Below are 12,395 nucleotides of genomic sequence, written 5' to 3'. Positions count from 1 at the left end.
GAATATGTTTGGTCCAGTGATATGAGTGTTCAGTAAAATCTAATGATTGCCAGGCTTGCGCCGGTCGGCTCGCCGCCCCAGCCCGTAGCCCACCGCGGCGGCGCCCAATGCGCAGGCGGCCCCCAGCACGGCGATCAGCGCCGCGCCGTGGCCCAGCATGTCCACGCCCGCCTTGACCCAGCCGCTGGCCGCGTCGCCCGCGCGGTAGACCACCGTGTCGATGACGTTTTTGGTCTTGTACTTGTCTTCGGGCGGAACCGCGGTAAACAGCATCTCGCGCCCCGGCTTGATCAGCGCATACTCGCCGACGCGGCGCACGACCATGGCCGCGGCCAGTACGCCGAAAACCGGAAAGGCCGCCAGGGCCAGGAAACCGGCCGCCACCGCCAGGGGCACTGCGGTCAGCAGGAAGCGCAGGCCCAGCCGCGCGGCGACCCGGCCGGTGATGAAGACCTGGGACAGCAGCGACAGCGCCTGCACCGCGAAATCCAGCGTGCTGAAGACCCGTATGCGTTGCGCCGTGTCGGGAAAAGCATGGGCGACGAGCCGTGCCTGCTCCATGTACAGGAACGTGCTTAGCGTGGCCAGCAGAATCACCAGCAGCGAGATCCCCATCAGGTAGGGCGACTGGAAGATGCGCGATATGCCGGCCAGGACGGAGCCCTCGATGGGGCGCTCCATATCGTCCGGAGAGGTGTCTTCCCGGCCCGCTGCGCGCCATCGCAGCAGCCATCGCTTGAGCGGCAGCGTGGCGGCCAGCAGCAGCGCGGACAGGAGCAGCAGGCCGGCCGGGCCCAGGGCGCCGGCCAGCAGGCCGCCCAAGAGCGGGCCCGACAGCCCGCCCGCGCTGGCGCCCGCGGCGATCAGGGCGAAGAGACGCTTGGCGGAATCCATCCGGAATACGTCGGCCATCAGGCTCCAGGCGATGGAGACGACGAACAGATTGAACACCGACAGCCAGACGTAGAAGGCGCGCGCGGCCCAGACGCTGCCGGGCCGCAGGTGGAGCAGGACCGCGAACCCGGCCATGGTGAGGGCGAAGATGGCATAGACCCAGGTGATCAGCGTGGCGCGCGGCACGCGGGCGGACAGCCAGCCGAACAGCGGCACGACGGCCAGCATGGCGACGAAGGTGGCGGTGAACAGCCATTGCAACTGGTCGACGCCCGCCTGTATGCCCATCGTTTCGCGGATGGGGCGCAGCATGAAATAGCCGCAGAAGAGAAAGAAGAAAAAGGCGAAGCCGCAGGCCGCCGGGGCCAGTTCGTCGTCGTGTATGCCCAGCGCTTGCGCCGCCCGGCCCCGCAGGGTGTGCGCGGCCGCCATGGCGTCAGGCCAGCAGGGCGGCGATGCGGTCCCGCATGGCGGCGTCGGGTTGCCGGCCGAACCCGGCCCGGGCGTTGTCCGCCATGTTGGCCGGCTTGGAGGTGGCGGGGATGACCGCCGTGACCGCGGAATGGCCGATGATGAATTTCAGGAAAAGCTGCGCCCACGACGTGCAATCGATCTCAGCCGCCAGGGCCGGCAGCGCCATGCCCCTGACCTGGCGAAACAGCGCTCCGTCCTGGAAGGGGCGGTTGATCAGCACCGCGACGCCGTTGGCCTGGCATGCGGGCAGCAGGCGCTTTTCCGCATTGCGGGCGCCGACCGACAGGTTGACCTGCAGGAAATCGGGCCGTTCGCGCTCGACCAGCGCCGTCAGCTCGTCGTGGGCATGGTCCGCATAGTGCGTAATGCCCACGTAGCGGATGATGCCCTGGCGTTTCAGGTCGCGCAGCAGCGCCAGCTGGTTGACGGTGTCGATCAGGTTGTGCACCTGGATCAGGTCGAGCTTGTCGCTGCCGAGAGCCTTCTGGGATTGGCGGATCTGGCGCATGGCCGATTCGTGGCCCTGCGTGCTGATCTTGGTGGCCAGGAAGGTCCGGCCCCGCAGGCCCGGGGCACGGTCCAGCAGCGCGCCGGTGACGGCTTCCGCCTGGCCATAGCTGGGCGCGGTATCAATGAGGCTGCCGCCCGCCCGCTGGAATGTTTCCAGGACCTGGGCCAGCGGCGCCATGGCGGCGGCATCGCCCGGATCCACGTTGAAGGTGTCCGCCGTGCCCAGGCCGATGACGGGCAGCGCCTCGCCGGACGCGGGGATGGCGCGCGCAAGCATCGGAGGCTGCTGGCTGAGGGCGCGGGCCGTCCGCGAGGAGCCGATCAGGGCGGCGCCGGCGGCGGTCTGAAGGAAGCGGCGGCGGTCTGGCATGGCGGCAGGAGTCGAAGATGCCTAGGAAAAAAAAGGGCCTACATGAGAATGTAGGCCCTTGGAGCAGTTCTGGCTGTTGGCGATTACTCGCGGTTGCCGCCGAAGATGCCCAGCAGCATCAGCAGGTTCGAGAAGACGTTGTAGACGTCCAGGTAGATGGCCAGCGTGGCGGACACGTAGTTGGTTTCGCCGCCGTTGACCACGCGCTGGAGGTCGACCAGCATGAAGGCCGAGAAGATGACGATGGCCAGGACCGAAATGGTCAGCATCAGCGCCGGCAGCTGCAGGAAGATGTTGGCCAGGGCCGCCACCAGGATCACGACCGCGCCGATGAACAGGAATTTCTGCATCCCCGAGAGATCGCGCTTGATGGTCGAGGCCAGCGTGGCCATCGTGCCGAACACGATCGCGGTGCCGCCGAAGGCCGTCATGACCAGCTGCGAGCCGTTGCTCATGCCCATGACGAAGCCGAGCAGGCGCGACAGCATGATGCCCATGAAGAAAGTGAAGGCCAGCAGCAGGACGACGCCCAGCGAATTGTTCTTGTTCTTTTCGATGGCGAACATCATGCCGAACGCGCCCACCAGGAACACGATCGCGGACAGGCCGGGGCTGGCGCCCATGACGGTATTGATGCCGGTGTACAGGCCGACGGCGGCGCCGAGCACGGTGGGGATCAGCGAGAGCGCCAGAAGCCAATAGGTGTTGCGCAGGACCTTGTTGCGCGCGACCTCGCCCGGCGCGCCGGCAATCGCGCCGGAACGGTTAAAAGGGGACGGACGATATTCGTTCATGGAGAACTCCTGTGTGCGGCAGAGTAATGGTTGCCTAGAAGGCTTAGATGGGAAGGATACCTTACAGTTCCCTGAAGAATCCAGTTTTGCCAAGAATTAGACCGGATGCCGGGCGTGGGTTCCCGAGGGTTCATCCCGGCCTGACATCCCGCAGGACGCGGGCGACGATGCCCGGAAGCTCGGCGTCCATGCGGGCCTGGATCTGCTCGATGGCGTCCGCCAGGGCCTCCCGCGTGAGCTGCTCCACTTCGGCCTGCAGGCGGGCGCTGACGACGGCCGCGTCGGGCAGGGCGGCGGACGCGGGCGCGCCGGCGGGGGCCTCCGCGGATTCCGCCACATCGGTCAGCAGCGGGAAGGCGTCGTCGCCATACGCCTGCGCGGCCTCGTCGGCCAGCTCCGTCAGCACCGGCGCCTGCACGCCGCCTCCGGTCGAGGGCGCATGGAAGGTGGGCTCGGCCCGTTGGGTCAAGGTAGGGATGCCGGGGTCGTTGAGGCGAGAAGGCATGGTGGCTCCCGAAGGTCTGGATCGCGCGGCGGCCGGGGGGGGCGCCCGCATGGCGGTCAGCCGTCCGGCTGCTGGCGGCTGAGGTCGTGGCTGTGCGGCGCGTGGCCGGCGCCCTGGTAGGCGCGCCAGCGCTGGCGGGCGGCCTGCTTGTCATCGGGATCGTCGGAGACGATTTCGAGCAGCCGCTCGAAGGCCTCGAACCCGGGAGGGCAGTCATTGTCCAGGTTCAGCAGCCAGGAGGGGGCGGGATGCCCGCCCTGGCTTGCCGCCGCCGCAGCCTGCTGCGGATCGCCCGCGGTCAGCACCACGGGCGTGTCCGCCGCCAGCGGATCGTTGGCCAGCACGTGGGGCACGAAGGACGTGTCGTCGAACGCCCACAGCATGCGGTCGAACGCGGCCAGCCGGCTACCGTCTTTACAGTACACCACCAGCCGCTGGCCCGCCAGGAATCGCTTGCGCACGACTTGGCAGGCCATGCGCAGGCGGTCCGGCGCGCCGAAGGCGAAGTCGATGCGCGTCATGCCGGGCACCGTTCCAGGCGCTTCACGCCTGGTCCAGCAGGTACTGCATCAGCAGCGGCACGGGGCGGCCCGTGGCGCCCTTGTCCTTGCCGCCGCGCCAGGCCGTGCCGGCGATGTCCAGGTGGGCCCAGGGATAGGCCGTGGCGAAGCGCGACAGGAAGCAGGCCGCCGTGACCGCGCCGGCTGGGGGGCCGCCGATGTTGGCGAGGTCGGCGAAATTGGACTTCAGCTGTTCCTGGTAGGCGTCGTCCATGGGCATGCGCCATGCGGTGTCCAGCGACGCGCGGCCGGCGGCGGCCAGCGCGTCGGCCAGGCCGTCGTCCTTGGAGAACAGGCCGCTGTTGACGTTGCCCAGGGCGACCACGCAAGCGCCGGTCAGCGTGGCGATGTCGATGACGGCGGACGGCTTGAAGCGCTCCGCGTAGGTCAGGGCGTCGCACAGGACCAGGCGGCCCTCGGCATCCGTGTTCAGGATTTCGATGGTCAGGCCGGCCATGCTGGTGACGACGTCGCCCGGCTTGTTGGCCTTGCCGCTGGGCAGGTTTTCGCAAGCGGGGATCAGGCCGACCACGTCCAGCGGGAGCTCAAGTTCGGCCAGCGCGCGGAACGAGCCCAGCACACTGGCGGCGCCGCACATGTCGTACTTCATTTCGTCCATGGTGGCGGCGGGCTTGAGCGAAATGCCGCCCGCGTCGAAGGTGATGCCCTTGCCGACCAGCACGATGGGGCCCGGAGCCGACTTCGCGCTCTTCTTGGCGGCCTTGTTGCCGGCGTGGCGCAGCACGATGAAGCGCAGCGCTTCCTCGGAGCCCCGGGCGACCGACAGGAACGAGCCCATGCCCAGCGCTTCGACCTGCTTGCGGTCCAGCACCTCGACCTTCAGCGACTTGAATTCGCGGGCCAGGCGCTTGGCGGTCTCGCCCAGGTAGGTGGGGGTGCAGATGTTGCCGGGCAGGTTGCCCAGGGTGCGGGTCAGGTCCATGCCGTTGGCGATGGCGCTGCCTTCGCGCAGGCCTTTCTGGGCCTGGGCGGCATCGGAGCGCTCGACGACCTGGACGATCTTCTTGAGCTTGGGGCGGGCGTCGCGGTCGGGCTTGCCGAAGCTGGCGTCGTAGTGATAGACGGCGTTGCCGGCAGCGATGGCCGCGCTGCGGGCGCGGGCGGCGATGGCCACGTCGGCGATGGGGTTGGCGGCCAGCGTGGACACGCCTTCGGTGAGTTGGGCGACGACGCAGGCCGAGGCGAAGGCCTGTTCGGCCGAGGCGTGGGCGCGGGCCGAGTATTCCTCCTGTTTGCCCAGGCCCACCAGCACCACGCGCTGCGCGGTCACGCCGGGCAGATTGCGCAGCGTCAGGGTGGAGCCGGCGCGGCCGCGGAACTCGGCCTTGACCACCGAACGCACGGCGCCGTTGGAGGCGCGGTCGATGAGGTCTGCTGCGGGGCTCAACACGCCTTCCGCGTACACCCCGACGGCCAGGGCGGCGGTTTTGACTTGGTGCAGGGAAGCGGTGGTCTGTGTGCTAAATTCCATGAGGGTTTCCCGTGTGCGTCTGTGTATGATGCGGTCGATTATCCCGCATATTCTCCCATGTCTCTATTTAAACGCTCTGTCGTCAGCGAGATCGTCAGTCACGCTGGCGTTGTCTTTTCCACGTTGCTCGTCGTGTGGCTCAGCGTGCTGCTCGTGCGCTTGCTCGGCGAAGCCGCCGGAGGCAACATCGGAGCGGACGTCGTGCTGGTGCTGGCCGCGCTGTCGACCATCACCGCCTTGCCGACCGTTCTGGCGGTCTCGGTATTCATCGCGGTCCTGACCACCGTCACGCGCAACTACCGCGAATCCGAAATGGTGGTGTGGTTCGCCAGCGGCCTGTCCCTGGCCGATTGGCTGAAGCCCGTGCTGCGCGTGGCCATTCCCGTCGCGATCGCCGTGGCTGGGCTGACGCTGGTGGCCGCGCCATGGGCGTACCGCCAGATCGGCGAATACCACGAACGTTTCGAGCAACGCTCTGACCTGTCCAAGGTCACGGCGGGGCAGTTCGCGGAATCGTCCGGAGGCAGCCGGGTGTTCTTCGCCGAGGATCCTCTCGACGCCAACGACGAATTGGGCAACGTGTTCGCGCGCGAAACCGGGCCCGAATGGCTGAGCGTGCTGACCGCCAGCAAGGCGCACAGCGAAACCCTGCCCAACGGCGACCGCTTCCTGGTGCTGGGCGAGGGGCACCGCTACGACCTGAAGCCCGGCACGCCCGAGCTCCGCCTGGTGCATTTCGACAAGTACGGGCTGCGCCTGGAAAGCAAGTCGGGCGGCGATCCGGTGGCCGAGGCCCGCGCCGCGGCGGAGCGGTCGTCCAAGGCGCGCACCACCTCGCAACTGATGGCGGACAACACCGACAGCAGCTGGTCGCAGGTGATGTGGCGCATCTCGCTGCCTCTGGCCGCGTTGAACCTCGCCCTGCTTGCGATCCCCCTCGGGGCGGTGAACCCCCGCCTGGGGCGCTCGGGCGACCTCCTCATCGCCGGCCTGGTGGGCCTGCTCTATATGAACCTGATCAACCTGTCGCGCGCCTGGATTTCCAGCGGCAAGCTCAGCTTCGGCGTGGGCGTGTGGGCCATCCATGGCGCGGTGGCCCTGTTGACGGTGTTCCTGCTGATGCGGCGGTTGCGCGTGAAGGCGCCCCGCAATAACGCCTAGGCCCGGTCCCCGGGGCCCAGGCCCCGGCCGTCAGGGCAGGTACTGCATCGTGCCGCGCCTGCCGGCCAGCAGGCCGGCATTCTTCAGCACCGACTTGCGGATGAATTCCCACAGGGCCGTCACGCGCTTGAGCTTGCGCAGGTCTTCGTGGCAATACATCCAGAACGAGCGCGTGATCTCCACCTCGTTTTCCAGCACCGGCGTCAGCCGCGGATCCTGCGCGGCGATGAAGCAGGGCAGGATCGCCAGAGACTGGCCCTGCAGCGCGGCGTGGTACTGCGCGACCACGCTGGTACTGCGCAGCACCACTTTGCTGGCGGGCAGCAGGTCCTCCAGGTAGCGCAGGCGCTCGCTGAACAGGAGCTCGTCCACATAGCCGATGAAGGAATGATCCGCCAGGTCCGCGCGCGCCCGGATCGGCGGGTGGCGGGCGAGGTAGCCGGGCGTGCCGTACAGGCGCAGCGTGTAGTCGCACAGCTTGCTGCACACATAGGGGCCGCGCTGAGGGCGTTCGATGGTGATGGCCAGGTCGGCCTCGCGCTTGGACAGGCTGACGAAGCGCGGCACCGGCAGGATGTCCAGCGTGATGTGCGGATAGCGCCGCTGGAAGTCCGCGGCCAGCGGAGTCAGCACGTAGCTGCCGAAACCCTCGGTGGCGCCGATGCGCAGGTGGCCCGATAACGCCTGGCCGATGCCAGACAGGTTCTCGCGGGCGGAATGCACCGTGCTTTCCATCTGCTCGGCATGGACGAAGAGGCGCTGGCCGTCTTCCGTCAGCATGAATCCGGCGCTGCGCGACTTCTCGAACAGCAGCGTTTCCAGTTCGGCCTCCAGGGCGCGGATGCGCCGCGACACCGTCGTGTGTTCCACCCCGAGCTTGCGCGCCGCCGCGCTGACCCGCTGCGTGCGGGCCACTTCCAGGAAATACCGCAGGCTGTCCCAATCAAGCACGATCCGGCGCTCCAGGCGTCTGCGGCGCAGCGCGCGGCGGACGCGAAATCCTATTGTTTATTTATGCACAAGGAATGTGCATTTCTGGTGTTGCTTGTTGATTTTCACACATCTACACTGGGTTGGCAGACCCTGGGGCGACGCTCCATGGGATCGCAGGCCGCAAAGACGGCGCCATAACGCATAAAACTCAGGAGACAAATCCATGAAATTGCACGCACGCGGGCTGGCCGTAGGTTTGTGTCTGGGCGCCGCCCTGGTTGCCCAGGCGCACGCGGCGGACAAGCCGCCAGTGAAGATCGGCATTCTGACGGACATGTCCGGCACCTACGCCGGCATGGGGGGAGCGGGTTCGGTAGCGGCGGCGCAGTTGGCGATCGATGATTGCCTGGCCGCGGAGTGCAAGGGAATGAAGATCGATCTGGTGTCCGCGGACAACCAGAACAAGGCGGACGTGGGCGCGGCCAAGGCGCGTGAATGGTTCGACCGCGACGGGGTCACCGCCATCGCCGACCTGACCAACTCCGCCGTGGCGCTGGCGGTGCAGGGCATCGCGCGCGAAAAGAACAAGGTGGTGATGTTTTCCGGGCCGGCCACGACGGCGCTGACCAACAAGGAATGCTCGCCCGTCGGCTTCCACTGGATGTTCGACACGTATTCGCAGTCCGCGGGCGGTGCCAAGGCCACGGTGCGGGCGGGCGGCAAGTCCTGGTTCTTCATCACCGTGGACTATGCCTTCGGCCACTCTCTGGAGGCCGACACGGCCAAGGCCGTGAAGGCCTTGGGCGGCACGGTGGCGGGCAGCGTGCGTCATCCGCTGAACGCGCCGGACTTCGCTTCTTACCTGTTGCAGGCCCAGAGCTCCAAGGCGCAGGTGGTGGCGCTGGCCAATGGCGGCCAGGACACCGTCAATGCCGTGAAGCAGGCGCGCGAGTTCGGCATCGTGGCGGGCGGCCAGCGTCTGGTGTCGCTGCTGATCTTCCTGTCCGACCTGCGCGCGCTCGGCCTGGACAACGCCCAGGGCCTGTCGTACGTGGACGGCTTCTACTGGGATTACGACGACACCACCCGCCAGTGGTCCGCGCGCTTCGAGAAGGCCTTCCGCGGCTTGAAGCCCACCATGACCCAGGCCGGCGTGTATTCCAGCGTGCTGCACTACCTGCGCTCCGTGGCGGCGTCCGGCAGCACGGACGGCAAGGTGGTGGCCGACAAGATGCGCGAGCTGCCCATCAAGGATCCGATCATGCGCAATGCCTCGATCCGTCCGGACGGCCGCGTGATCCACGATATGTACCTGTATGAAGTGAAGAAGCCGACGGAGTCCAAGGGCGGCTGGGACTATTCCAAGCTGGTGGCCACCATTCCGGCCGCCGAGGCTTTCCAGCCCCTGGCCGATTCCACCTGCCCGCTGGTGAAGAAATAAGGCCATGCGCGCGGCGCCGGCCCGATGCCCGCGCCGCGCCGCAAGATCCATGAACGCGGAGTTCCCTCCGCATCGACTACGCAGTGTGAGGAGCATCAAATGAGTGAAGTCCCGCGCGTTCCGCTATTGATCGGCGGCAAGCTAGTGCAGTCCAAAACCACCGAATGGCGAGACGTGATCAATCCCGCCACCCAGGAGGTCGTCGCCAAGGTTCCCTTCGCCACCCGCGAAGAACTGGACCTGGCCGTCTCCAACGCCAAGGAGGCCTTCAAGACCTGGCGCAACAGCGGGCAGGGCATGCGGATGCGCGTCATGCTGAAGTTCCAGGAGCTGTTGCGCGCCAATACCGGCAAGCTGGCCGAAATGATCACCCGCGAACACGGCAAAACGTTGCCGGACGCCGAGGGCGAAGTCGGCCGCGGGCTGGAAGTGGTCGAGCACGCTTGCTCGATCGCCAACCTGCAGTTGGGCGAGTACGCCGAAAATGCCGCTTCGGGCATCGACGTCTACACGCTGATCCAGCCGCTGGGCGTGTGCGCGGGCATTACCGCGTTCAATTTCCCCGTGATGCTGCCTTGCTTCATGTTCCCCATCGCCGTGGCCTGCGGCAACACCTTCGTGCTCAAGCCCTCCGAACAGGACCCGACGTCCTCGCTGTTCCTGGCCCAGCTGGCCCTGGAAGCCGGCCTGCCCCCGGGCGTGCTGAACGTCGTGCACGGTGGCCCGGAAACCGCCAACGGTATCTGCGAGCATCCTGACATCAAGGCGGTTTCGTTCATCGGTTCGACCCGCGTGGGCACCGAGATCTACAACCGCGCCTCGGCCGCGGGCAAGCGCTGCCAATCCATGATGGGCGCCAAGAACCACTGCGTGGTGCTGCCGGACGCCGATCCCGAAGTCGCGCTGAACCAATTGCTGGGCGCCGCCTTCGGCGCGGCCGGCCAACGCTGCATGGCCTCGTCCGTGGCCGTGCTGGTCGGCGAAGCGCGCAACTGGCTGCCCGACTTCGTCGAACGCGCCAAGAAACTCAAGGTCAACGCCGGCACAGACCGCGCCGCCGACCTGGGCCCCCTGGTGTCGCCCAACGCCAAGAAGCGCGTCGAGGGCCTGATCCAGAAGGGCGTGGACGAGGGCGCGAAACTGCTGCTGGACGGTCGCGACCTGAAAGTGCCGGGCTTCGAGCAGGGCAACTTCGTGGGCCCGACGATCTTCGACGGCGTCACCGAAAGCATGACGATCTACACCGAAGAGGTCTTCGGGCCGGTCCTGTGCGTGGTGGGCGCCGAAACGCTGGAGGACGCGGTGGAGTTCATCAACCGCAACCCCAACGGCAACGGCGTCGCGATCTTCACCCAGGACGGCGGCGCGGCCCGCTACTTCCAGAACAACATCGACGTGGGGCAGGTGGGCATCAACGTGCCGATCCCGGTGCCCGTGGCCTGGTTCAGCTTCACCGGCTCGCGCGGGTCCAAGCTGGGCGACCTGGGCCCCAACGGCAAGCAGGCGGTGCAGTTCTGGACGCAGACCAAGACGGTCACCGCGCGCTGGTCGGCGCACGCCAAGAGCGTGAACACCACGATTACGATGCGCTGAAAGAGGGACGTCTTGCTCCTAAGCTTATACGAATAAGTGATATAGCAAGGCGTCCTTATTACTTATAATTGGTCCGTCTATCAGGGGCCAATTCATGAACCTGCAGCAATTTCGTTTCGTGCGGGAAACCATCCGGCGCGACTTCAATCTGACCGAAGCCGCCCGGATGCTCTACACCTCCCAGCCGGGAGTGTCCAAGGCAATCATCGAGTTCGAAGACGAACTGGGCATCAAGATCTTCGAACGGCATGGAAAACGCATCAAAGGGCTGACCAAGCCCGGCCTGGCGGTGTCGCAGGTCATCGATCGCATCATGCGCGAAGTGGACAACCTCAAGAAGGTCAGCGACGAGTTCGCCCGGCGCGACGAGGGCGGCCTGGTGATCGCATGCACCCACACCCAGGCGCGCTACCTGCTGCCGCGGGTCATCCCTGCGTTCCGCAAGCAATTTCCCAAGGTGCACCTGTCCCTGGCCGAAGGCAGCCCCGCGCAACTGGCGGAGATGGTCCTGCACGAGCAGGCCGATCTTGCGCTGGCGACGGAATCCCTGGCCCTGACGCCGGGCCTTGCCACCTTGCCGGTCTATGCCTGGGAGCACACCGTGGTGGTGCGCCCGGACCATCCGCTCGCCGAGCTGACGTCCAGCGCCGCCAAGCGCCTGTCGCTCGCGCAACTGGCCGAATTCCCCATCGTGACCTATGACCGCGCCTTCACGGGCCGCAGCACCATAGACGAGATCTTCGCGAACCAGGGCATCCATCCGGACATCGTGCTGGAAGCCATCGACGCCGACGTGATCAAGACCTACGTCGATGTGGGCCTGGGCATCGGCATCATTGCCGGCGTGGCCTACGATCCGCGGCGCGACTCGAACCTGGTGGGGTTGCCCGTGGGCCATCTGTTCGGCACGCATACGACCCGCGTCGGCGTGAAGGCCGGCGTGTTCCTGCGCGACTACGTCTACACCTTCCTGGAAATGCTGGCGCCGTCCCTGAGCCGTGCGGTGGTCACGGAAGCGGTGCAGGGCACGCCCAAGTAGGCGGTTCGTCCCCCCGAAAGCAAGAAGCGCGGCGCCTTCCGGCCCGCGCTTTTTTCTTGCCCTCTCCGGATCTCGCTATCCCCTTTTGGGGGCTCATAAAAATAATTAAATAAGAATGGCTCTCATTTGTGTTGACTAAAAAATAGGAATCATTATCATTACATCCAGTCTCAACGACCCAGCGAGGTTCATCATGACGGCAGGACTCAGTGCAGTGGTAGTGGGCGCCGACCGCCTCGGCAACATTCCCGATCTTCTCAAAGGACACAATATTTCGATCACGCACCACATCAGCGGGCGCGATCCTTCGCATCAAAAGAAGACGCTGCAACTGCCGTCGGGCACCCAGCTGGTCATCCTGCTGACCGATTTCCTGGGCCATAACGTCATGAAGACCTTCCGCAACGCGGCGCAGCGCGGCGGCATCCGGGTCGTGGCTTGTCGCCGCTCGGTATGCAGCATGCAGCAGGCGCTGCAGCAATGCGGCCTGTGCTCCCGCGCGGGCACGGTGCATTAAGCGCCGGCCGCCTGCCGCGGCCGCGAGAGAACACTGGGGAGGCCAAAACGGCCCGCGGCACGCAAGCCGCGAAGAGAAACGAAAACGCCGCCGGACTGGAAAGTCCGGCGGC

At 66.5% G+C, this 12,395-nt stretch carries 12 protein-coding genes; 5 read left to right on the top strand and 7 right to left on the bottom strand.

What is annotated here, in order from left to right; translation table 11 throughout:
- Nucleotides 1–39 precede the first annotated feature (39 nt).
- The 6 genes from JL37_RS08340 to JL37_RS08315 all read right to left on the bottom strand — a co-directional run bounded on the left by JL37_RS08340 (nt 40) and on the right by JL37_RS08315 (nt 5,599).
- Nucleotides 40–1,326 (bottom strand): NTP/NDP exchange transporter, encoded by a 1,287-nt coding sequence (locus tag JL37_RS08340; RefSeq protein ID WP_043543286.1) that lies wholly within the window; start codon nt 1,324–1,326, stop codon nt 40–42.
- 4 nt (nt 1,327–1,330) lie between these two features.
- Complete coding sequence (locus JL37_RS08335) at nt 1,331–2,248, bottom strand: aldo/keto reductase (protein WP_043543284.1); 918 nt, start codon at nt 2,246–2,248, stop codon at nt 1,331–1,333.
- An 83-nt stretch (nt 2,249–2,331) separates the two neighbouring features.
- Nucleotides 2,332–3,042: a Bax inhibitor-1/YccA family protein gene (locus JL37_RS08330; protein WP_043543283.1), complete on the bottom strand. Its 711-nt coding sequence runs from the start codon at nt 3,040–3,042 to the stop codon at nt 2,332–2,334.
- Between the two features lie 130 nt (nt 3,043–3,172).
- The gene (locus JL37_RS08325; protein WP_043543281.1) at nt 3,173–3,547 is read right to left on the bottom strand and encodes a hypothetical protein; all 375 of its coding nucleotides are present in this window, start codon (nt 3,545–3,547) and stop codon (nt 3,173–3,175) included.
- Between the two features lie 56 nt (nt 3,548–3,603).
- A complete protein-coding gene (locus tag JL37_RS08320; protein WP_043543279.1) occupies nt 3,604–4,068 on the bottom strand; it encodes a DNA polymerase III subunit chi in 465 nt (154 codons plus the stop codon).
- Between the two features lie 22 nt (nt 4,069–4,090).
- Nucleotides 4,091–5,599, bottom strand: a complete 1,509-nt coding sequence (locus JL37_RS08315) for a leucyl aminopeptidase (RefSeq protein WP_043543277.1) — start codon at nt 5,597–5,599, stop codon at nt 4,091–4,093.
- A 57-nt stretch (nt 5,600–5,656) separates the two neighbouring features.
- Here JL37_RS08315 and lptF point away from each other — a divergent pair, with 57 nt between their 5' ends.
- Nucleotides 5,657–6,760 carry an LPS export ABC transporter permease LptF gene (lptF, locus tag JL37_RS08310; RefSeq protein WP_043543826.1) on the top strand — a complete coding sequence of 368 codons (1,104 nt, stop codon included), beginning with the start codon at nt 5,657–5,659 and terminating at the stop codon, nt 6,758–6,760.
- A gap of 30 nt (nt 6,761–6,790) precedes the next feature.
- On the opposite strand, the gene JL37_RS08305 is transcribed toward lptF, so the two are convergent.
- On the bottom strand, nt 6,791–7,711 hold the full coding sequence (locus JL37_RS08305; protein ID WP_043543275.1) for a LysR family transcriptional regulator: 921 nt from the start codon (nt 7,709–7,711) through the stop codon (nt 6,791–6,793).
- A 205-nt stretch (nt 7,712–7,916) separates the two neighbouring features.
- Here JL37_RS08305 and JL37_RS08300 point away from each other — a divergent pair, with 205 nt between their 5' ends.
- The 4 genes from JL37_RS08300 (at nt 7,917) to JL37_RS08285 (ending at nt 12,283) form a co-directional block, all read left to right on the top strand.
- Nucleotides 7,917–9,134 carry an ABC transporter substrate-binding protein gene (locus JL37_RS08300; RefSeq protein WP_043543273.1) on the top strand — a complete coding sequence of 406 codons (1,218 nt, stop codon included), beginning with the start codon at nt 7,917–7,919 and terminating at the stop codon, nt 9,132–9,134.
- A gap of 99 nt (nt 9,135–9,233) precedes the next feature.
- Nucleotides 9,234–10,727 carry a CoA-acylating methylmalonate-semialdehyde dehydrogenase gene (locus tag JL37_RS08295; protein ID WP_043543271.1) on the top strand — a complete coding sequence of 498 codons (1,494 nt, stop codon included), beginning with the start codon at nt 9,234–9,236 and terminating at the stop codon, nt 10,725–10,727.
- A gap of 94 nt (nt 10,728–10,821) precedes the next feature.
- A complete protein-coding gene (locus JL37_RS08290) occupies nt 10,822–11,766 on the top strand; it encodes a CysB family HTH-type transcriptional regulator (protein WP_043543269.1) in 945 nt (314 codons plus the stop codon).
- Between the two features lie 193 nt (nt 11,767–11,959).
- Entirely contained in the window at nt 11,960–12,283 is a 324-nt protein-coding gene (locus JL37_RS08285) for a DUF2325 domain-containing protein (RefSeq protein ID WP_039883953.1), read from the top strand.
- Nucleotides 12,284–12,395: the final 112 nt, after the last annotated feature.

Source organism: Achromobacter sp. RTa (assembly GCF_000757485.1).
Taxonomy (GTDB): Bacteria; Pseudomonadota; Gammaproteobacteria; order Burkholderiales; family Burkholderiaceae_B; genus Achromobacter.
The sequence above is the reverse complement of the archived record's forward strand: the minus strand, read 5'-3'. Positions and strand labels throughout refer to the sequence as shown.

Coding starts and splice junctions, on each gene's coding strand:
- JL37_RS08340 (WP_043543286.1), bottom strand. CDS start 1,326: ATGGCGGCCGCGCACACCCTGCGGGGCCGGGCGGCGCAAGCGCTGGGC.
- JL37_RS08335 (WP_043543284.1), bottom strand. CDS start 2,248: ATGCCAGACCGCCGCCGCTTCCTTCAGACCGCCGCCGGCGCCGCCCTG.
- JL37_RS08330 (WP_043543283.1), bottom strand. CDS start 3,042: ATGAACGAATATCGTCCGTCCCCTTTTAACCGTTCCGGCGCGATTGCC.
- JL37_RS08325 (WP_043543281.1), bottom strand. CDS start 3,547: ATGCCTTCTCGCCTCAACGACCCCGGCATCCCTACCTTGACCCAACGG.
- JL37_RS08320 (WP_043543279.1), bottom strand. CDS start 4,068: ATGACGCGCATCGACTTCGCCTTCGGCGCGCCGGACCGCCTGCGCATG.
- JL37_RS08315 (WP_043543277.1), bottom strand. CDS start 5,599: ATGGAATTTAGCACACAGACCACCGCTTCCCTGCACCAAGTCAAAACC.
- lptF (WP_043543826.1), top strand. CDS start 5,657: ATGTCTCTATTTAAACGCTCTGTCGTCAGCGAGATCGTCAGTCACGCT.
- JL37_RS08300 (WP_043543273.1), top strand. CDS start 7,917: ATGAAATTGCACGCACGCGGGCTGGCCGTAGGTTTGTGTCTGGGCGCC.
- JL37_RS08295 (WP_043543271.1), top strand. CDS start 9,234: ATGAGTGAAGTCCCGCGCGTTCCGCTATTGATCGGCGGCAAGCTAGTG.
- JL37_RS08290 (WP_043543269.1), top strand. CDS start 10,822: ATGAACCTGCAGCAATTTCGTTTCGTGCGGGAAACCATCCGGCGCGAC.
- JL37_RS08285 (WP_039883953.1), top strand. CDS start 11,960: ATGACGGCAGGACTCAGTGCAGTGGTAGTGGGCGCCGACCGCCTCGGC.